General features: G+C 40.7%; 20 protein-coding genes. All 20 read right to left on the bottom strand.

The genetic code is table 11. From position 1 onward, the window contains the following. Positions 1–2,063: hypothetical protein (locus Q8865_07090; protein MDP4153183.1), on the bottom strand; the 2,063-nt coding region annotated here is incomplete at its 3' end. Between the two features lie 137 nt (positions 2,064–2,200). Continuing rightward, complete coding sequence (locus Q8865_07085) at positions 2,201–3,124, bottom strand: magnesium transporter CorA family protein (GenBank protein MDP4153182.1); 924 nt, start codon at positions 3,122–3,124, stop codon at positions 2,201–2,203. Between the two features lie 345 nt (positions 3,125–3,469). Next, entirely contained in the window at positions 3,470–3,616 is a 147-nt protein-coding gene (locus tag Q8865_07080; protein MDP4153181.1) for a hypothetical protein, read from the bottom strand. Positions 3,617–3,691: 75 nt separating this feature from the next. Continuing rightward, complete coding sequence (rsgA, locus tag Q8865_07075) at positions 3,692–4,567, bottom strand: ribosome small subunit-dependent GTPase A (GenBank protein MDP4153180.1); 876 nt, start codon at positions 4,565–4,567, stop codon at positions 3,692–3,694. Between the two features lie 12 nt (positions 4,568–4,579). Continuing rightward, entirely contained in the window at positions 4,580–6,433 is a 1,854-nt protein-coding gene (locus Q8865_07070; protein MDP4153179.1) for a protein kinase, read from the bottom strand. Between the two features lie 16 nt (positions 6,434–6,449). After that, a complete protein-coding gene (locus Q8865_07065) occupies positions 6,450–7,178 on the bottom strand; it encodes a Stp1/IreP family PP2C-type Ser/Thr phosphatase (GenBank protein ID MDP4153178.1) in 729 nt (242 codons plus the stop codon). 10 nt (positions 7,179–7,188) lie between these two features. Beyond that, the gene (gene rlmN, locus Q8865_07060; GenBank protein ID MDP4153177.1) at positions 7,189–8,223 is read right to left on the bottom strand and encodes a 23S rRNA (adenine(2503)-C(2))-methyltransferase RlmN; all 1,035 of its coding nucleotides are present in this window, start codon (positions 8,221–8,223) and stop codon (positions 7,189–7,191) included. Positions 8,224–8,234: 11 nt separating this feature from the next. Next, on the bottom strand, positions 8,235–9,488 hold the full coding sequence (gene rsmB, locus Q8865_07055) for a 16S rRNA (cytosine(967)-C(5))-methyltransferase RsmB (protein ID MDP4153176.1): 1,254 nt from the start codon (positions 9,486–9,488) through the stop codon (positions 8,235–8,237). Further along, complete coding sequence (locus Q8865_07050) at positions 9,485–10,180, bottom strand: zinc metallopeptidase (protein MDP4153175.1); 696 nt, start codon at positions 10,178–10,180, stop codon at positions 9,485–9,487. Before Q8865_07050 ends, rsmB begins: the two co-directional genes overlap by 4 nt. A gap of 3 nt (positions 10,181–10,183) precedes the next feature. After that, positions 10,184–11,119, bottom strand: coding sequence for a methionyl-tRNA formyltransferase (gene fmt, locus Q8865_07045; protein ID MDP4153174.1), 936 nt, complete (start codon positions 11,117–11,119; stop codon positions 10,184–10,186). Positions 11,120–11,122: 3 nt separating this feature from the next. After that, complete coding sequence (def, locus tag Q8865_07040; GenBank protein ID MDP4153173.1) at positions 11,123–11,605, bottom strand: peptide deformylase; 483 nt, start codon at positions 11,603–11,605, stop codon at positions 11,123–11,125. 10 nt (positions 11,606–11,615) lie between these two features. Continuing rightward, on the bottom strand, positions 11,616–14,060 hold the full coding sequence (gene priA, locus Q8865_07035; GenBank protein MDP4153172.1) for a primosomal protein N': 2,445 nt from the start codon (positions 14,058–14,060) through the stop codon (positions 11,616–11,618). A gap of 28 nt (positions 14,061–14,088) precedes the next feature. Next, positions 14,089–14,280 (bottom strand): DNA-directed RNA polymerase subunit omega, encoded by a 192-nt coding sequence (gene rpoZ / locus Q8865_07030; GenBank protein ID MDP4153171.1) that lies wholly within the window; start codon positions 14,278–14,280, stop codon positions 14,089–14,091. A 69-nt stretch (positions 14,281–14,349) separates the two neighbouring features. Next, positions 14,350–15,564, bottom strand: a complete 1,215-nt coding sequence (locus Q8865_07025) for a DUF5711 family protein (GenBank protein MDP4153170.1) — start codon at positions 15,562–15,564, stop codon at positions 14,350–14,352. Then, positions 15,561–16,319 (bottom strand): tRNA pseudouridine(38-40) synthase TruA, encoded by a 759-nt coding sequence (gene truA, locus Q8865_07020; GenBank protein ID MDP4153169.1) that lies wholly within the window; start codon positions 16,317–16,319, stop codon positions 15,561–15,563. The genes Q8865_07025 and truA overlap by 4 nt, the downstream gene beginning before the upstream one ends. Continuing rightward, the gene (locus Q8865_07015; GenBank protein MDP4153168.1) at positions 16,316–17,116 is read right to left on the bottom strand and encodes an energy-coupling factor transporter transmembrane component T; all 801 of its coding nucleotides are present in this window, start codon (positions 17,114–17,116) and stop codon (positions 16,316–16,318) included. Before Q8865_07015 ends, truA begins: the two co-directional genes overlap by 4 nt. Beyond that, entirely contained in the window at positions 17,109–17,975 is an 867-nt protein-coding gene (locus Q8865_07010) for an energy-coupling factor transporter ATPase (protein ID MDP4153167.1), read from the bottom strand. Before Q8865_07010 ends, Q8865_07015 begins: the two co-directional genes overlap by 8 nt. A gap of 1 nt (position 17,976) precedes the next feature. Then, entirely contained in the window at positions 17,977–18,837 is an 861-nt protein-coding gene (locus Q8865_07005) for an energy-coupling factor transporter ATPase (GenBank protein MDP4153166.1), read from the bottom strand. Further along, a complete protein-coding gene (locus Q8865_07000) occupies positions 18,834–19,706 on the bottom strand; it encodes a class I SAM-dependent methyltransferase (GenBank protein ID MDP4153165.1) in 873 nt (290 codons plus the stop codon). The genes Q8865_07005 and Q8865_07000 overlap by 4 nt, the downstream gene beginning before the upstream one ends. Positions 19,707–19,948: 242 nt before the next feature. Continuing rightward, positions 19,949–20,308: a four-helix bundle copper-binding protein gene (locus Q8865_06995; GenBank protein MDP4153164.1), complete on the bottom strand. Its 360-nt coding sequence runs from the start codon at positions 20,306–20,308 to the stop codon at positions 19,949–19,951. Positions 20,309–20,434 lie beyond the last annotated feature (126 nt).

Below are 20,434 nucleotides of genomic sequence, written 5' to 3'. Positions count from 1 at the left end.
TATCCCGATAATATGCACCAGATAAGGGCTATCACAGATATTGCCGGTGTCAGTTCCCTTCGAGCATTATCAGCGATCTTCCATTTAGACAAAGGAGAAAAATAAACTTTTCCCTTTTTAAATATAAAAGCAAGATTTTGAATGTCTCCTCTGATCCATCTATGATTCCTGTCAAAATATGCTGAAGGCGTCGACGGAAAGCTGTCAGTGAGTTCAATATCTCCTGCAATGCCTGTTCGAACGCAGCAACCCTCTATTATATCGTGGCTCAATATCCTGCCCTCAGGAAGTGTATTATCTAAAACTTTATGGCAAACGTCAACATCCAGTATCCCTTTTCCGCAGAAATTCCCCTCACCAAATAATGATTGATAAATATCAAATGAAGCGTTATCGTAAGTGTCGATACCGCCTAGACCTGCCATTATTTTTGCAAACCTTGTTTTCTGTGCAGAATTAATATCAGTGTCCACACGCGGCTGGAGGATGCCATAGCCATCGGTCACTATCCCCTTTTTATTGTCTATTACCGCATGGTTCAGAGGGTGGAGCATTGTAAATACAAGCTGTCGAACGCTGTCGATGCGCAGGTTTGTATCAGAATCGACTGTAACGACGTATCTGACTTTTGAGATATTCGCCTTGTTTCCGACAAAAGTATCGATTGTTGTTCCTTCGCCCTTAATGAAACGTAAAAGTTCTGCTATAGCTCCGCGTTTACGCTCCCATCCCATATATTTATTTTCAGTTTTACTGTAAACTCTCGATCTTAAAAACAGGGCAAAAGGCTCGTTTTGATACTGCTGATTCATAGCATTAAATGTGTTTATAAGCGTTTCTTTCAGCATCGAGTCACTGTCTGACTCCGGCGCAGCACTGTCTTTAAAATCTGCAAGGATACCGAACGTAATATTTTTATCCCTATTGGAATAATAAAATCGTTCAAGTTTATTTTTAAAATCCGCAATTTTACCAGCCGATGTTATCAATACTGAAATCACAACAAGCGTTTTAGCGTTATCCGGAATCCCTTCCTTCAAATCAAGACGAGGCAGTCCGAATACAGGCACTAATTTAGCTGCAAAATATTCGATTATGATTTTGCATATTTCAAAATACGGAAAATATAAAAGAACCGATAAAACCAAATCATCGCAATATCCATAAGTCCAAGCTGAAAGCAAAAAAGGAAGCAAAACTAAAAGGAAAATGTAAACACTTCCTTTTAATCGATTTTCTTTTTTTTCTTTTAATATATACGTCCCAATATGCCTTGAACGTTCATCTTTACCTTTTTGAGCCTGTTCAAGAGCTTCTCTTGCAATTTTAGATTCCGGCAAGCGCAGTTTTTTAGCCATTTCGCAAATTTTATAACGGTAAATACTTTTGCTGCTTTCGCTCATATTTCCATAAATACCTGACGGATCAGCTAAAAGGAGTTTCTCAACTACACTAGCCTTTTTGTACAGATCATCAAACTCATAAGTCGAAAGTTCGCGTAAACTTTTAATAATATTCTCTATATACCTGGCACTATTTTGAGCATTTTCAGGATTTGCGCCCTCACCATTTAATACTTCGTCACAAACCTCGCCTAAAAGCGATATTAGGGCAGCACGGCAAATAACGCTTAAATTCCAAAGCTCTTCACTCTTAATTTCCTTGATTTCCTGTACACCGGAAAGGAACTGCGCCATGCTGTCTTCTTCGAAACGGCACGAGTTGCCCTTTAAATAAAGCCTTGTATAAACATAAATAGCAGGAAAACCTCTGCGTTCTCCTTCAGACACAGCCGGCAGACGTTTTGTTGCCGCCATCTGCATCAACGCCATTTTAGCAGCTTTGGCAGCAATATGATAATTATCATAGATCCACTCGTAAGGCACTAATAATCTATTACCTTTTTGCGCGTCCTCAAGTGCCTTTTTATATGTTTCCTGTATCATACGAAGCGAGCCTCTAACCTCTGCTTCAAGTTTATTAACTGGCTTTATGTGCGATACTTTGACATCACCGGCTACATTCTTTCCGAACGTGTAAAAAAAGCTGTCATTCTCTATCAAAGCGATCCCTCACAAATACATTAGTACCTGTATTTTCCCCGTTCGCTTTGAAAATTATTAAAAAAGCCGCCAATAACGGCGGCTTTTAACAAGTCAAAAAAGTATACTTTTCGACATATTACTATATAATACAGTATTTACAGCAGTTTTTTTCTTTTAAGTATAATAAAGGCAACAAAAGAAAACACCAGTGATAGTGATAGTGGGAAATAGAAAGATGAAAACGGAATTCCATTTACATTCATGCCGTAAAAGCTAGAAATCATCGTTGGAATCGCCATGATTATTGTAATAGAAGTAAGAACCTTCATAACAATATTAAGGTTATTTGATATGATAGATGCGAATGCATCAGATGTTCCTGTAAGAATGCTTTGATAGATTTCGGTCATTTCTATAGCCTGTTTAGTCTCGATCAATACATCGTCAAGCAGATCCTGATCCTCTTCATAGAGTTTGATAACTCGTCCTCTGAAAATTTTCTGCATAGTTATTTCATCCGCCTTTAAAGACGTTGAAAAATATACCAGTGATTTTTGAAGATCGAGAAGCTGAATAAGCTCTTTATTTTTTGTCGATAAATGCAGCTGTCTTTCAATAAATGACGACACTTTTTCGATTTGCTTTAAGTACTGATGAAATCTCATCGCAGAACGCAGCATTATATAAAGAACAAACTGCGTTCTAAAAGCTGTATCCACATTTTTTACTAGTCCTTCAGCAAAGTCTTTCAGAACAGTATTTTCTTTTAAACATATTGTAATAAGATTTTTTTCGGCAAAAATAATACCTATTGGGATTGTGAAATAACTAACGACATTATCCGTGCTCTGGTAAACTGGAACGTCTATCATTATAAGGTTCTGCTCTTCTTCTGTGTCGATACGCGATGTCTCTTCCTCATCAAGCGAAGACCTGACGAACTCGCTGACAAGCCCTAATTCATTGATAAGATAATTTACTTCATCCTCATTTGGGCATACCGCATTGACCCAACAGCCCTGTTCAAAGCTGTCGAGCTGAGTGATTTTTCCGTCGATAGTTTTGTAAAACTTTATCATTTTGCTCACCCTTTCTTTGTCAGGGCAGGCAAATTAAAACGAGTATAACCCGCCCCGGCAATAACTAATATTAACTTGTACCCTTCTACTTCGGCTAGGGTCGGGGCTCATGGTTTTACTCCTCTCTAAAATTTATTTTTTACGTTTTTTCGCCATAAATCATTATAACTGTTGATAAAAACAATTGCAACCATAAAATCAAAGACAAAACTGCAATAAAACAGTTTTGTCTCTATGTAAGATTATTAATCCTTATCTTTTTTTCTGAAAAAAAGCCAGCTGATAAACCTAGGCATCTTGAAACAATAGATCTTCATATAATCTCCTCCTCAGTCATAAGCGATATTATATTTTTAAAATACAAATTCCGATTGCGATCAATATTATCGTAACTATTCCCACCAGCACAAGCGACGGGAGGAAGAAGCTTGTCAGGATGCCAACGCCAAGTGCAATAACCGCTATAGCGCATAAATTTTTATAGTAATACAAAAAAATACCTCCCTTTTATACGTTCATTACAGTATATGGAGGTATTTTTATTTTGTGATTAATGTAACTGAATGTTTAGCCCCATGAAGGCCTTCTGTTTTTTATTTCTGTAAATAATGAGGTATAACTTTCATACCTTGAAACTGCGACTTCACCATTTTCTACTGCTTTTTTAACCGCACAGTCAGGCTCATTCATATGACTGCAGTCATGAAAACGGCAATTACCGATAAGCGGAGCAAACTCACGAAACAAAAACTGAACGTTTTCTTTTGAAACACTCTGAATAGATTCAAAAGATAGATCCTGAAAACCCGGTGTATCCGCAATAAAACCGTCATTCAACTCAAAAAGTTCTACATGCCGCGTCGTATGTTTTCCCCTAGCTGTTTTTGCACTTACTGCACCAACACCCTCCGACGTTTTTAGGCCGAGACAATTTAATAGACTCGTTTTCCCGACACCAGAGCTTCCCGCAAATGCGCATACTTTTTTAGATATATATGAAAATATACTATCTATGCCTTCACAGTTTGCCGCCGAGGTCTGGAATGTATGAAACCCTGCTTTTTTGTACACTTCAAAAAGTCCACATTCCTGCTTTAAATCGATTTTATTTATACATATTATCGGCTCGATATCATTTTGTTCGCATAACGCAATAAGCTTATCTATCACAATCGGAGACGGATCAGGTTTTTCCACTGCAATAATTACAAAAAGGATATCAAGATTTGCAACAGGCGGCCTGGTCAGTGCATTCTTTCTGGGCAGGATTTCGTCAATTATCCCTTCGGTTTCACTTAAATTCTGAGCAATGACATTATCTCCTGCCAAAGGAGTTATCCCATCTTTTCTGAATATTCCCCTTGGTTTGCAGATTAAGACACCTGCATCAGTTTTTACTGTATAGCTTCCAGATACGCCTTTTAGAATCTTACCTTCAGGCATGCAGAGCGCTCCTTAATCAAATACAATTGACATTGCGCGCTGAAGCGTACCGTCAATATAAATTTCTACTGTCTGCGTACCATTGCCGCTTAGTTCAACTTCTACATATTTTTCGCTTGTCTGGTGAGCCGCATTGTATACAAGCTTGCCGCTTTGGTAAACTTCAACTAAAACGCTTTCTTTATTAGTAGGCAGGCTTATTGTGATTTTCTGAGTTTTCGGTGCTTTAGACCCGTCGCTTACTTGGAAGCCAACTACTGTCCCCTCGTCGACTTCACTATCAGCAGGGATACTTTGAGAAATTACCGTGCCTTTTGGTTTATCGCTTTCAACTGTAGTTACATTGCTGACAAGTTTTTGGCTTTCAAGTGCCTTTTTTGCATCTTCTTCAGTGCCATCAACAAGCTTAGGAACCTTGACTTTTTTTATCTCTTTGCCCAGTGAAACGTAAATTTTAATCGTATCACCCTCATTGACTTCCTGACTAGCCCCCGGATCGGTGCGAATAACATAATCAGACATAACAGTATCGTTGTATTCTCTTGCTATTTCATACTTCAGATTGATTTTGTCAAGGTCTATGCATGCTTGCCTGTAATCGAAGTTTGCCAGATTAGGAACTGTGACTTTTTTCTTTCCAAGGCTGACAGAAACACGTATATCGGCACCCTTTTTAACTGTCATACCTGAAGACGGACTTTGAGCAAAAATTACCCCTTCATCATAGTCGTTGTTATTAGCTGTTTGAGATTCTATAATGTTAAAATTCTTATATTCCTGATTAGCCCGGACACTGTCATAAGATTGTCCGATCAAATTAGGAACTGCTATATCCGATGAGGCCTTTTTTCCTCCGCCCGCAACAAGCGCGCCAATAACTCCCGCTGCGATGAGTACAAGAGCTGTTATTGTTCCAGCTAGAGCCCATGTTGCAGTTTTTTTCTTCTCAGGCGAGCTTTCGCGGTTTTTCACATTATCGATAGCCTTACCGAATTTTTTATCATCATCAGGAAAATATTTATATTCGAAAACTATACTGGGATTTTGCTTAAACTTCTCAATATCCTCTAAAAAGGCTCTTGCTGTCGGATAACGGTTCTCAGGATTTTTAGACATAGCCTTTAAGACTATTTCTTCAAGTCCGACCGGCAGGTCTTCAACTAGCTCTTTAGGAGGCTTTGGCTTGTTCTGCATCTGCATAAGCGCGACAGAAACAGGGTTTTCCGCGTCAAACGGCACCTTTCCTGTCAGCATCTCGTACATCATTATACCGACTGCGTAGAGATCGCTTCTTTCATCGGTTTTCTCACCGCTTACCTGCTCTGGACTTATATAATGCACGGACCCGATAGCCCTGTCTGTTATCGTGTTTGTTTGGTTGCCGGGCATGCGTGCAATTCCAAAGTCGGTGACTTTGATCGTTCCGTCATGCAAAAGCATGATATTCTGAGGCTTTATATCACGGTGAACAATACCTCTTTCATGCGCATGGCTTAGCGCCTTCAATATCTGTGTAATAAAGTAAAGCGTTTCACGCCAGGTAAGCTTACCCTGCTGTTCAATATATTGTTTAAGGGTGATGCCGTCTATACATTCCATTACGATATAGTAAAGATCGTCGTTAAATCCGACGTTATATATCTTGACTATATTGGGGCTCGAAAGCATTTCGATTACTTTTGACTCTGTTTTAAAACGATTTCGGAACTGAGAATCATTTAAAAATTCATTTTTAAGCACTTTAATGGCGACAGTTTCATCGGTGGTAAGATCGACAGCCTTGTATACGACCGACATGCCGCCAACGCCTAAAACACTTTGGATGCGATATCTGGAGTTTATTATTTTTCCTGTTAAATTATCCAAAATATTGCCTCCCCAGTTATATGCACATTAGCACGGCCGTAATATTATCCGCTCCGCCGCGACCGTTTGCAATGTCTATAAGCTGCTGCACCGTTTTTTCCGGTGAACCGCCGGTAGTAATTTCAAACAGAATCTCATGTTCATCAACCTCGTTAGTAAGGCCGTCTGAACATAAAAGAATAAAGTCACCCTTCTTCAGATCCAGCTCATAAAAATCAGGCTCTATGAACTCATACGCGCCAAGAGCACGTGTGATTATATTCTTTTGAGGGTGATTCTTCATTTCACTTCTGTCGATCTTTCCTTCGTCCATTAAGCGCTGTACTACAGAATGATCTTTAGTGATCTGATTTATAGTGTCTTCACGCACTAGATAAGCGCGGCTGTCCCCAATATTAAAGAAAAGCGCTCTGCTGCCGTCCGTAACAAACCCGACTATAGTTGTCCCCATACCGGCAAGCAATTCACTTTCAAAAGACCTATGAATGATCTCTTTATTTATTTCATTGAATATTGTCATTATTTTATGCTTGATTGCCTGTGATGAATCCGATTCACTATAAGCAGCCGCAAACTTTTTTAAAAATGATTCTTTGGCAGTTTCGCTTGCAATCTCACCGCCACCAGGACCGCCCATACCGTCACAAACAAAAGCAAGAGTCACATTTTTAATTTTCTCCGTTAAAAATGTGTCCTGATTGATTTTGCGTGAAAGTCCGATATCAGTCATGCCAAAAACTTTCATATGTTTCCTCCTACTGTTGTTGCGTCTGCTTATGGCGCAGCTGTCCGCAAGCTGCATCGATATCCGCTCCGAGTCTGCGGCGGACTGTTGCGTTGATGCCATGTTTTTCTAATACATTTATAAAAGCATCTATTTTATCCGCGGCGGGCTTTACAAAGCCGCGTTCAGCGACGCTATTTACAGGAATTATATTGACGTGCGCAGCCATGCTGTGTATAAGACCTGCAAGGCGGCGCGCATCATCAGTCGAATCATTAACACCGCTTATTATCGCATATTCAAATGATATTCGTCTTCCGGTCTTGTCAAAATAGCGGCGGCACGCAGCCATCAATTCATCTATGTTATATCTTCGGTTGACCGGCATAATAGAGCTGCGCCGTTCATTTTCCGAAGCATGCAGAGACACTGAAAGTGTTAACTGAAAGTCATATTCGGCAAGTTTATCGATCATGGGCACAAGACCGCAGGTCGAGAGGGAAATATGCCTCATTCCAATATTTAGTCCGTCTTTATGATTTACATTATATAAAAATTTTATCACGTTGTCAAAGTTATCAAGCGGTTCCCCGATACCCATTAGCACAATATTGTCTATATGATAACCTGAATCTTTTGAGGCAAACATAATCTGGTCAATCATTTCCGACGGTGTAAGACGTCTCACAAGCCCGCCAAGGCATGATGCGCAAAACGCGCATCCCATTGCACAGCCTACTTCAGTAGATATACATACCGTGTTGCCATGCTCATATTTCATGACTACCGTCTCGATATGTTCGCCATCCATAAGTCTGAACAGATATTTTATCGTACCATCGATTTTCGATACCTGCTTTTTCTCTATTTCAAGGATATTTATATAACATTTTTCCGAAAGTTTCTCCCGAAGAGCTTTCGAAAGGTTTGTCATCTCACTAAAAGATGTTACCCCTTTATAAAGCCAAGAAAAAACCTGTTTTGCTCTGAAAGCTGGCTCTCCTTCTGACTTTAGAAACTCTGATAATTCGTCAAAACTTAGGCTTTTTAAATCGATCTTATCCATTATGCCGCCTTTCAGCATTTATGAAGCTTTGCATAAAAAAATCCGTCTTTTTGCCCGTCAGGCAATAACGTCTTTATTTCATTCAGTTTGAACTTACCGTTATCGGTAAGGAATTTATCAATAATATCCTCATTTTCATGCTTATTTATTGTGCAGGTAGAATAAACGATATCTCCGCCATTCTTAACATATTTAGCCGCATTTTTAAGTATCGAAAGCTGTGTGGATGTCAAAGCTTCTATGCTTTCATAAGTTTTGTAACGGATATCAGGCTTCTTAGCGATAACACCAAGCCCCGAACACGGCACGTCACAGATTATCTTGTCTGCAATATCTAAAAGAGACGGATCATAAATACCCGCGTCATGAACCCTAGAATCAATTATTGAGAGACCCAGCCTTTTTGCGCTATTATTAATAAGGCTCATCTTGCTTTCATGTATATCAAAAGACAATATCCTGCCTTTATTTTTCATCATGATTGCAGCTTTAAATGACTTGCCGCCGGGAGCAGCGCATAAATCAATGACCGTATCTCCTTCTTTTGGGTCAAGCACATGTACGGCTTCTGCAGATGACCTATCTTGAACAAAGAATAACCCATCATCAAATCCATAAAGCGAACGTACGTCTCCTGACCGACCAATCACAACCATATCTTCGTCTGTCTTATTCCCGCCAAGCTTTTCTGCAAGCGTCAGCGCATCTGTCTTAATTGTATTGACGGAAAGAGAAAGAAAAGGTTTCATAAACATAGCCCTTAAAATATCTTCCGCCTGTTCACCATACTGGTTTCCAATAATTTCGGCAATATCCTTCGATACCGAATAGCGCACCCATAAAGGTTCCTTCTCAAAACTCTGCAAAAGTTCATCCTTCCGGCGCAGAAAGCTTCTGAGTACAGCATTGACAAATCCGCCGGATTTTTGACCTCCAACAGTTTTTGCAAGCCGTACACCCTCGTTGCAGGCAGCTGAGGGGGGAATCTTATCAAGATAAATGAGCTGATATAATGACATCCTTAAAACCGCTAAAATGCCAGGGGACATTCTATTCATCGGAACAGATGAAAGGGTTTTTATAAAATAATCAAGGCTCGTGCTGCGCGAAACTGTACCGTAAATCAGTTCAGTTGCAAGAGCACGGTCGACTTGAGGAATCCCGCTGTTTCTATCAAGTTCGGCATCGAGTGCCAGCGAAGCATATGCCTTATCACGTTCCATACGTGTCAGAACTTTTAAAGCAACAGAGCGGCCATCGTTCATCTTCTGTCCCTTCCGCCTTGAGCAAGCATTAAAAGTCGGAACAGATTCGCAAGAGCAACGGCAAGTGCCGCAACGTAAGTAAGTGCCGCAGCAGTCAGCACCTTTTTAGTCATTTTAAGTTCTTCTTCATCAAGTGTATAAGACTGTTCAAGTGCCGCAACTGCCCTTCTGCTTGCGTTTATCTCAACAGGCAATGTAAGAAGCTGAAAAATAACGGCAAAAGTAAAAAGAGCTATTCCAAAATTTACAAATACCGGAGCTGAAAGTATTATTCCTAAAATTACAAGCGGTATCGCAAGATTGGAACCTATATTTGTAACAGGAATTATTGCATTTCTAAGTTTAAGAGGGGCATAGCCTGACGCGTGCTGAACCGCATGCCCCGCCTCATGTGCTGCGATCCCCAGCGCAGCCACGGATCTGCTTCCATAAATATCGCCTGAAAGGCGTATTTTCTTAACACGGGGATCATAATGATCGGTCAGATTTCCCGGTATACTTTCTATTTCAACATCATAAATGTTGTTTTCCCTAAGGATCATTTCAGCAGCATCGCGCCCAGATCTTCCGGAATGGGACATAACACGGCTGTATTTCTTATATGTGGAATTTACATTTGCCGATGCCCACATTGCAATAAGAACGATCGGCAAAACATATATATAATAACTCATGTAATACTGTGACCACATAATTTATCCCTCTAATTTTTTTAAACTTTCGTTAGGTTCGACAGAATGTCCTACAAGAAAAAGATTTGCACTCATGCGTTTTCCGCCTTCAAGCTGAACCTCTGTAAATATAATCGCTTGTCCGTCTCCGCATCCTACGGCAATACCTTTATCTGTTGCAGCTGCTATACTAGGCTCAAGTTTTATATTGCTGTCAATAAAGGATGTAAACACTTTTATCTTTTTGCCCCTGTAAAACGAATATGCGATCGGCCACGGATTTAGCCCTCGGATAAGATCATGCACCTCTTTGGCTGTTTTTGAAAAATCGATAGAAGCAATATTTTTATCAAGCATAGGAGCATATGATGAAACTGAATCATCCTGTTTTTGCGCCGGAACATCGCCGCCTTTTACTAGGTCAAGCGTTTCACGCATTGTATCTGCACCAAGCACCATTAATCTGTCATGCAGTTCTCCGGCAGTCTCTTCCGGCAGTATTTCAATAGCTCTTTTTAAGATAATATCTCCAGTGTCAAGCCCCTTAGCCATGTACATCGTCGTAACGCCTGTTTCCTTTTCACCATTGATGACTGCCCATTGAATAGGGCCTGCGCCCCGATAAGAAGGAAGAAGTGACGCATGAACATTTATGCAGCCATATTTCGGGAAATTCAAGACATATTCGGGAAGAAGCTTCCCATAGGCAACCACAACAATAAGCTCAGGCCTACAAGAGTCTAATAACGGTAAAATTGCTTTATCCTTTAGGGTTTGCGGCTGATATACAGGAATGCCTGACGCCTCGGCAAAAACTTTTACTGCAGGCGGTGTCAGTGTCATACGTCTGCCCTGCGGCTTGTCTGGCTGGGTAATAACCGCTACTACTTGTTCTGTGTTTACGAGCATCTCGAGCGTCGGCACGGCAAATTCAGGCGTTCCCATAAACATTACTCTCATTTATTATTCCTCACGTTTTAAGTATGCATCCAGTTCTTCTTCAGTCAGCGGAGTATAAACATCGGTAATTAAAATACCGTTTAAATGATCTGTTTCGTGGCAGAAAGCGCGTGCAATAAGATCCTCGCCCTCATATTCATACAAGTTCTCGTTTCTGTCAAATGCACGTATTTTAACTTTTTGCGGACGGGAAGTGATACAGTAAAGCTCAGGCATTGAAAGGCACCCCTCAAGATTGTGCTGTTCACCCTCAGTTTCAATTATTTCAGGATTCACAAGTTCAAGCATCTTTTCACCTGTGTCTATTACTACGATGCGTTTTAAAACACCAACCTGCGGAGCGGCAAGACCAACTCCATTAGACTCTTTAAGCGTATCTGCCATATCATCGATCAGATCAGCAAGCCTTTTATCGAATTTTTCAACCGGACGGCATACTTTTGACAGCACTTCGTCACCTTTTAAAACTATTTTTCTAATTGCCATCTTTTCACCTCTATAGTATGATTTGCGGATTAAAATCAATCAGCATAGAAACATCTTTATAACGACTTTCTTTATAAAAAGAAGTCTGCAAATTATGTAAAAATGCCCGAAGAGTTTCGTCACCCCTGCATTTGATAAGAATTTTATACCTGTACTTATTATTTATTTTAAAAATTGCCGACTGTGATGGATTATAAAGCACAACATTCTTTCTCTGCGTAACCTTGAACTCTTCAGCTATATTTTCATTCACTTTAAAAGCGCATTCTTTTACTTCTTCTTCATTAGTTCCCACGAATGAAATCTGATATATATCGCAAAAAGGCGGAAATTTCATCAGTTTCCTAAACGCAATCTCCTCTTTAAAAAATGATTTGTAATCCTGACGCTTTGCCATCCCGATAACAGAATTCTCCGGATTATATGTCTGAACAACAGCGCGCCCAGGCCGCTTTGCCCTGCCTGCTCTGCCGAACACCTGTGTAAGCATTGAGAACGACCGTTCAGCAGCCCTGAAATCATCAGAAAATAACATTAAATCGGCAAGTACGACCCCGACAAGGGTCACGTTAGGGATATCAAGTCCTTTAGTGACCATCTGTGTTCCTATGAGTATATCATATAATCCTTCACGAAATTCCCCTAGAATTTTTTCGTGAGACATCTTGTAATTAGTAGTATCAAGATCCATCCTCACAGTCCGTGCATCGGGCAAGAGATGATGCAGTTCTTCTTCAATACGCTGTGTACCTGCGCCAAAATATCGGATATTGGCTTCCCCGCATGACGGACAGACTGTTTTAACCTCTTCCGTATGACCGCAATAGTGGCACATCAGCATCCCGTTAGCAGTATGAAACGTCATCGAAATACTGCAGTGCGGGCACATAACAACATAGCCACAGCTGCGGCATCCCACAAAAGTATTATATCCTCTGCGATTTAAGAAAATGATGCTTTGTTCACCATTCTCGAGATTTTTTTTCAGTTCTCTTTGAAGCAAACTTCCTATAAGAAAATTATTACCGTTTTTTTGTTCACGGGTCAGATCGGCAATATGAACTTGCGGCAATCCGTTTCCACCGTATCTCTTTTCCATTTCAAAAAGATGATAGCGGCCATTTTTTGCATAAGCGTAAGATTCAACGGACGGGGTTGCCGAACAGAGCAATAGGAGTCCGTTATTTTTTGCTATTCTAAACTTTGCAACATCGCGTGCATGGTATCTTGGACTGTTTTCGGACTTATATGTCGCTTCCTGCTCCTCATCGATAATAATCAGCCTCAGCTTGTCAAACGGGGCAAAGACAGCAGATCGTGTTCCGATAACTATTCGAGCTTCACCCCTGCGCACTCGTTTCCATTCGTCGAACCTCTCCCCGGCAGACATCCCGCTGTGCATAACAGCCACTATATCGCCATAACGAGCAAAAAACAAGTCTGTTACCTGAGGGGTAAGTGATATTTCAGGGACAAGAAGCAGTGCATTATCCCCCTTATTTAGCGCATAGTCTATGAGTTTCATATAAACATGCGTTTTTCCGCTTCCTGTTACGCCGTAAAGCAGTGAAACTGCCGCTTTTTTCTCTTCATATAAATTTTTAAGACCATTAAACGCGTTTTCCTGCTCTTCATTTAATACAAGCTCGCTTGTGTCAGTCTTTGATTTGCTTCCATATGGTGTCCTCAAAACTTCAATATCAAAAGTTTCAAGCATCCCATACTTTTCAAGGGTAGAGATTACCCCGTTTGAAACACCTGCGAGATAACTGAGTTCGTTTACAGGAACCATATCCCCTGATAACAGAATATCAAGCACTTTTTTATGCTTTTTTGCATTTTTAGATACCGAAAGATATTCTGCAACTTCTTCTGATGATACAATTAATTTTGCGCACTTTCTGTAAGCATCATCAGCGTTTTGAACAGTCTGCTCACTTTCAGCAACAATTCCCGCTTTGCAAAGCCTTTTCAGCGCAGGTTTCACATCAAAGCCGGCAAGCGAAGACAGTTTTTCGTCATCACAGCTTTTTCGCCGTCTTAAAAGGTTTAAAACAGTGATTTCTTCTGCATCAGTGACAGGTGAAAACATGCCACGGTTAAGCGTATACATTTTTTTTAGAGTAACACGCACACCCACGGGAAGTATAGCCTTGATTACATCGTAGTAGGTGCAAAAACAGCGGCCTTTTAAAAAGCGTGCAAGGCTCGCAAGTTCAAGCGAAATTACAGGTTCTTCATCAATAACAGCTGTAATGTTCTTAAGCTTGTCATGTTTACTGTCGTTAACAAGTTCTAAAATCAGCCCTTCCCGTGTTGCATTCCCCTTGCCAAACGGCACAAGAACCCTGCATCCGGGCAAAGCTGTATCATAAAACTGTTCCGGCACCAAATAGTCAAACTCTCGATCTACCGCAATATTCATATTGTCCAAAACAACTTTGGCAATACGCATGAAATCTTCCGCCTTCCGGATCAGACGATTATTTTTCAATCACCTTTACCCTGCCGCAGTATATATCGTCTGTGGCAAGAATTACAGGCTTTTCACTTAAATGTGTTCCGGTTCGTTCTGCCTGCTCTTGAATTTCACGGGCGCGTTTGGCAATTGCTGTTACCAAAGCGTATCTGTTCATGTCATTTTTAAGTAAGTCTGCAAGAGTCGGTTTTTTCATATTTTCTCCATAAGCCGCCTATATGCGGCTGCCGCTTGTTGACGGCGTGCGGCCTGCCGGATTTTAGATTTATTTTAGAAATGATACCTTGTCAAGCCTAAATAGAATCGCTCCCCCGCCATCTGTAAGTTTAACTTTTTTTGCATCAGAAGGCGCTGAAGCAGTGTTTTTGAGTGCTCCGAGACTATTATACATGAGCACACTGTCATTTGTAAGAACTGCGACACTGTTGCCGATTGCGTCAACAGATTTAATTGTACTTGTTATTTCCTCACTCTTCACCGTCTTGCCCGATGTATCGGCAATCACCAGAGTTCCAACACCATCAGATAATTGTCTTCCTATTATCATGACTGTGTTGTTTGGATCATCTATTGTAAAATAAGTCAGGTATTTATTTGAAAAATCAAACGCTTTAGTCGCTTTTTTATAATCATCAGTTACATACAATGCCGAATCAGTAAGTATATGAAGCCGTTTATCTTTTTTAAAATCTATTGAAAAAGCAAGCCCGTCTATACCAGAAACTTCGCCGATGGGGTCAGGCTGATGCAAGCTGAACGTCATTACAGATGTTTGAACCTGCCCCCCTGTCCCGTCAAATACGGATACAGCAAGTAGTTTGTTGTCTGGTGATACATCGACATCACTTATATAGCGATCTGCAGAGTACCATTCATAAACCTTTTCAAAATTTGAATTATATACAGTTACAACGCCTTTATAATTCTTTTCCTTCGAAGCGACGGCAAAATAACCATTTTCATTCATTTTTGCTGTAATAATTTCCCCATTAAATGTTAAATCATGCACAAGCATATAGCTGTTAAATATTTTAACGTTATTTCCATTCCTATCGAAGGTCAAAAGATATTTATGTGTACTTTGCATTGAAGGAGATTGAAAATTGAGATCCTGCTTTAAAAGCTCATCTCCATGGCTATTGTAAAGTTCTAGACCATTACGGGATAGAATCGCGACATTTCCATTATAATAATCAAATTTATTTTCGTCTACCATGTCGTATGTAATTTCTGAGCCCGGGTTAGCATAATCTGTTGTCGGCTGGCTGCTGTTGAATATGTTTAGAAGCCTTCTCAGTCCATAAAGATTAATATTATCGCTAAAAATAAAAACACATACGCCGGCGATTATTAACAGCAGAGCAATTACTGTTCGTTTGGTTAGAGCGCGTTTCCTGATTGCAAGCGCTTTTAAATCGATTTTGATATCATCTTCGTCCGTTTCCTCTCCCGGCAACGCCGGAGGGTATTTATCTTTCATGCAAAATCAATATCCTTTCCATAGTAAACGGTATTTAAAAATAATCCTTTTGCCGGAGCCGTTTTACCAGCTTTCGACCTGTCGCATGATTTAATGATTTCTGCAATATCGGCTTCTTTAAGTTTTCCAGCCCCGATGTCCATAAGCGTTCCCGCGATTATTCTCACCATATTATATAAGAAACCATCAGCCCTTATGGTAAGAATAATCTCATATCCATTTTGATTTAAGTCACAGCGGAAAATTTCCCTTACAGTATCTTTTACCGTGCTCCCGCTTGCCATAAAACCTTTAAAATCTTTTTTTCCTATAAATGCACCCGCAGCTCTCTGCATCGATGGTATATCAAGTTTATATGGGCAAAAGGCACTGTATCTATCAAGGAAAGGATTACGAACCCTGCTGTTCCAGATATGATAGGTATATTCTTTCCAAATCGCACTGTAACGCGGGTGGAATCCCTCATCTGCATAAGCTGCTCCGCAAGTTGAAATGCTGTCTGGCAGATATACATTCAGTGCCGCCGGCAGCTTATGAAGTGAAAACTCTTTTTCCAGTGGAAATATGCAATAATATTCACGGGCATGCACGCCCGAATCAGTCCTGCTGCATCCAGTCACAGGCGGTCTGTACTGAAGTAATTCCTCAAGCCCGTTTTGAAGCGTCTCCTGTATAGTAACGGCATTTTTCTGAACCTGAAATCCGTGAAAATCGGTTCCATCAAACGAAAGTTTAAGCAGAACATTTTTACTCATAAAATTATATTCAGCGCAATAACGCCTGTAAATGAAATAACCATTACAGCAAATGCAATAAAATCACGGCCCTGCATTTGCATGCTTTTCATCCTTGTTCTTCCCTCACCTCCGTGATAACAGCGGCATTCCATAGCTATTGCAAGCTCATCTGCTCTTCTAAAAGCGGATATGAACATCGGAACAAGAACCGGGATCAGAGCTTTGGCGCGCCGAATTATGTTACCTGTTTCAAAATCGGCACCTCTTGCCTTTTGCGCATTGATTATTTTCTCTGTTTCCTCTATCAAAGTAGGAATAAACCTTAAAGCGATCGTCATCATCATCGACAGCTCATGAGCAGGAAAATGTATCTTTTTTAATGGATTCATAAGCCTTTCCAGACCATCTGTCAGCATGATAGGCGAAGTGGTATAAGTCAGCATCGAAGTGCCCACAACGAGAAAAACAAGTCTCAGTATCATAAATATGGCTGAAGACAAGCCTTCATAAGTAACTGTAAGTATCCATATCTTAAAAATCGGCGTGCCCTGTGTGTACAACATATTGAGCACACCTGTAAATATCATTATGAAAACCAAAGGCTTTACACTTTTATAAATAAGTCTGAACGAGATCCTCGATGATGCTATAACATAGCACAAAAGTATAGCCGCAATGATAAATCCATAATAGTTAGCAGTTATAAACAACAAGACAATATATAATAAAGTAAGTATCAGTTTCGCCCGCGGATCAAGCTTGTGTATTGCTGAATTCCCCGGAAAAAACTGCCCAAGAGTAATGTCTTTAAGCATTTTTCCGTCCTCCAGCCATATACCGTTTTATTTCACTTACAGCTTGCGAAACTGTATAAATCGATGTGTTCACATCAATACCGTTCTTTTTAAGCCCCATAAATACTTTCGTAATCTGTGGAACTTCCAGCCCTATTTTAGATATTTCATCTGCATGAGCAAAAACTTCGCTGACTTCAGCAAACATAAAAACGCGTGAATGATTCATCACGAGGACTTTTGTCGCATTTTTCGCAATATCCTCCATGCTGTGCGAAACGAGTACAACCGTTGTTCTCATGGTTTTATAGTAATCTTTTATACGGGCAAGAATCTCGTCACGCCCCCTTGGGTCAAGCCCTGCTGTCGGCTCATCCAAAACCAGCACTTGCGGCTTCATTGCCATAACGCCAGCTATAGCTACACGCCTTTTTTGTCCTCCCGACAGTTCAAACGGAGATTTCTCCAAAAGCTCTTTCCTAAGCCCGACAATCGAAGCTGCCTCTTCTACATTTTTCCTTACTTCTTCTTCAGAAAGTCCCATATTTGTCGGGCCAAAGGCAATATCTTTATAAACTGTTTCTTCAAACAGCTGATATTCTGGATATTGAAATACAAGCCCGACTTTATTGCGGACTGCCCGGATATCAGTCTCCTTGCTCCACATATCCTTTCCATCTATATAAATCTTCCCTGAGGTTGGTTTTACCAGACCGTTAAGATGCTGAACAAGTGTTGATTTTCCGCTTCCTGTGTGGCCAATAAGCCCGATGAATTCTCCTTCTTCTATCTCAATGCTGACATCCTGCACGGCTTTTTTTTCATAAGGTGTTTTTTCGCCGTAAATATATGTCAGGCTTTCTGTTTTGATCTTTGACACTTTAATCCTCCGCCCTGCACTCTGTAAGCATGCCTGTCAGTATTTCAACGCATTCTGAAACATTAACAGCACCCTGTGTAACATCCAATCCCTCTTCAGACAAGCGGTGAAGCAGTGTCGTCACCTGCGGAGCTTCAAGTCCTATGCGTTCAAGTTCGCCGACCTTCGCGAATACCTCACGGGGCGAGCCCTGCATATAAATAACGCCTTTATCCATTACTACAATACGATCGGCGTCTGCCGCCTCATTCATGTAATGAGTTATAAGAACGATCGTTATTCCCTCTTCGCGATTCAGCTTTTTAATAGTTGAAAGAACTTCTTTGCGACCAACCGGGTCCAGCATTGCGGTCGGTTCATCCAAAACGATGCACTCGGGGCGCATTGCAATTATACCGGCGATTGCCAGCCGCTGTTTCTGCCCGCCTGAAAGCTTATGCGGCGCATGAGTTTTATATTCCGAAAGTCCGACAGTTTCAAGCGCGCTATCCACTCTCTGACGTATCTTTTTAGGCTCAACTCCGAGGTTCTCGGGGCCAAACGCAACATCTTCCTCAACGATAGTTGCGACAATCTGGTTGTCGGGATTTTGAAAGACCATCCCAACACGCTGGCGAATATCAAAAATAGTTTCCTCGTTTTTAGTATCCATTCCCTCGACTGTCACTGTCCCCGAAGTCGGTATCAATATGCCGTTCAAATGCTTTGCAAGAGTTGACTTTCCGCTTCCGTTATGCCCTATCACAGCAAGGAACTCACCTTTTTTCACATTTAGCGAAACACCCGTTAGAGCCTGTGTTTCAAGCGGTCTTTCAAGATCATATGAAAATTTGAGATCTTTTATTTCTATAATATTGCTCATTGTTCCTCCGTAAGCTGCCAGATTGCTGTTGAACCGCACGGCAGTTCATACCCCGATGCAGTTACCGGGAGGCCAACCTCGTCAGCCTTTACAGTGCCGCCGAACCGCTTGCAAAGTGTCACTCCAAGCATATATCGCATTACCGATGCGGATAAACCGGTGGTATATGAATTAAGAAGATAGAATAATGGATTGTCACTTAAAACCTGAGCCGATAAATCAACAAGTCCGAAAAGGCTTTCTTCAAGCTTCCAGACCTCGCCTCCAGGTCCCCTTCCGTATGAGGGAGGATCCATTATTATAGCGTCATATGTGTTGCCGCGGCGTATTTCGCGTTCTATAAACTTCTTACAGTCGTCAACGATATATCGTATCGGAGCATTTTCAAGCCCTGATGACTTCGCATTTTCTTTAGCCCATAACACCATGCCTTTTGCCGCGTCCACATGACATACGGATGCGCCCGCTTTCGCGCATGCAATTGTTGCCCCTCCGGTATATGCAAAAAGGTTCAGCACTTTAATTGGTCTCCCGGCTTTTTTTATCTTTTCCATGCAAAAATCCCAATTAACGGCCTGCTCAGGAAATACGCCGGTGTGCTTAAAACTCATAGGCTTTAAATTGAATGTAAGCTCATGATAATGGATCTGCCATATCTGAGGAAGGCTGTAAAATTCCCATTTCCCGCCTCCCGTTGCAGAGCGGAAGTAATGTGCGTCAGGTTTTTGCCAGCGTGGATCATTACGCGGTGTTTCCCATATTACCTGAGGGTCAGGACGGACTAATATATATTTACCAAAGCGTTCAAGCTTTTCGCCGCTGCTTGTATCTATAACTTCAAAATCCTGCCACTTGTCGGAAAGAAACATGCTTAACCTCCAATTCTTTTCCGGCATAGTTTGCCATTATATTTGAAAATTTATACTTATATAGATAAATAGTATAGCACCGTATATATTTTTAGTCAATTAGATAACTTTTTAGAAAATTATATCTTTTGCCTACTTGAGTTTTAATAATTTATAATATTTAAAAAGTGCGTTTCCATGGTCTGAAACGCACCTTTTAAGTTCATCATATTAGTAAAATCCTATTTTATATTGCGGGATTATTAAGCATAAGTTTTAGCTGTCGACATCATTTTGCATTCATTTGCACAGTTACGGCATTCATCCGAGCACTTTTTGCAGTGATCGTCTTTAAACATCCCGCAGTCGTTTGCGCACTCATTGCAAACCGTTTCACATATCTTGCAAACATCTGCCGCATGTTTTGCATCCATTGACATGAATGTTACGGACATTTTGCAAATCTCTGCGCATTCGCTAAGCGTTGAAATGCACTTAACCCTTGCACCTACATCCGGCTCATTAAGACACATGTTCATACATTCGACGCATGCCTGTGCACATCTGTTGCAGGCGTCAATGCATTTCTGATACTTGTCAATAGCATTATTCACTATTCCCATTTTCTTACCTCCAAAAGTAAATTTAGGCTACATAATGATTATTGCCCCAAAGTTTAAATATATCCTTAAGGTAAGAAAACTCGAATTTAAAAGAGCATAGTTTAACCCCTGTAATTTTTAGGCTGC

It is taken from the genome of Bacillota bacterium (genome assembly GCA_030705925.1).
In the GTDB taxonomy this organism is placed as follows: Bacteria; Bacillota; Clostridia; order Oscillospirales; family Feifaniaceae; genus JAUZPM01.
The sequence above is the reverse complement of the archived record's forward strand: the minus strand, read 5'-3'. Positions and strand labels throughout refer to the sequence as shown.

What these genes read in the sequence shown, in the direction of transcription:
- Q8865_07085 (MDP4153182.1), bottom strand. Translation starts at nt 3,124, where the DNA reads ATGATAAAGTTTTACAAAACTATCGACGGAAAAATCACTCAGCTCGAC.
- rsgA (MDP4153180.1), bottom strand. Translation starts at nt 4,567, where the DNA reads ATGCCTGAAGGTAAGATTCTAAAAGGCGTATCTGGAAGCTATACAGTA.
- Q8865_07065 (MDP4153178.1), bottom strand. Translation starts at nt 7,178, where the DNA reads ATGAAAGTTTTTGGCATGACTGATATCGGACTTTCACGCAAAATCAAT.
- rlmN (MDP4153177.1), bottom strand. Translation starts at nt 8,223, where the DNA reads ATGGATAAGATCGATTTAAAAAGCCTAAGTTTTGACGAATTATCAGAG.
- rsmB (MDP4153176.1), bottom strand. Translation starts at nt 9,488, where the DNA reads ATGAACGATGGCCGCTCTGTTGCTTTAAAAGTTCTGACACGTATGGAA.
- Q8865_07050 (MDP4153175.1), bottom strand. Translation starts at nt 10,180, where the DNA reads ATGTGGTCACAGTATTACATGAGTTATTATATATATGTTTTGCCGATC.
- fmt (MDP4153174.1), bottom strand. Translation starts at nt 11,119, where the DNA reads ATGAGAGTAATGTTTATGGGAACGCCTGAATTTGCCGTGCCGACGCTC.
- def (MDP4153173.1), bottom strand. Translation starts at nt 11,605, where the DNA reads ATGGCAATTAGAAAAATAGTTTTAAAAGGTGACGAAGTGCTGTCAAAA.
- priA (MDP4153172.1), bottom strand. Translation starts at nt 14,060, where the DNA reads ATGCGTATTGCCAAAGTTGTTTTGGACAATATGAATATTGCGGTAGAT.
- rpoZ (MDP4153171.1), bottom strand. Translation starts at nt 14,280, where the DNA reads ATGAAAAAACCGACTCTTGCAGACTTACTTAAAAATGACATGAACAGA.
- Q8865_07025 (MDP4153170.1), bottom strand. Translation starts at nt 15,564, where the DNA reads ATGAAAGATAAATACCCTCCGGCGTTGCCGGGAGAGGAAACGGACGAA.
- truA (MDP4153169.1), bottom strand. Translation starts at nt 16,319, where the DNA reads ATGAGTAAAAATGTTCTGCTTAAACTTTCGTTTGATGGAACCGATTTT.
- Q8865_07015 (MDP4153168.1), bottom strand. Translation starts at nt 17,116, where the DNA reads ATGCTTAAAGACATTACTCTTGGGCAGTTTTTTCCGGGGAATTCAGCA.
- Q8865_07005 (MDP4153166.1), bottom strand. Translation starts at nt 18,837, where the DNA reads ATGAGCAATATTATAGAAATAAAAGATCTCAAATTTTCATATGATCTT.
- Q8865_07000 (MDP4153165.1), bottom strand. Translation starts at nt 19,706, where the DNA reads ATGTTTCTTTCCGACAAGTGGCAGGATTTTGAAGTTATAGATACAAGC.
- Q8865_06995 (MDP4153164.1), bottom strand. Translation starts at nt 20,308, where the DNA reads ATGGGAATAGTGAATAATGCTATTGACAAGTATCAGAAATGCATTGAC.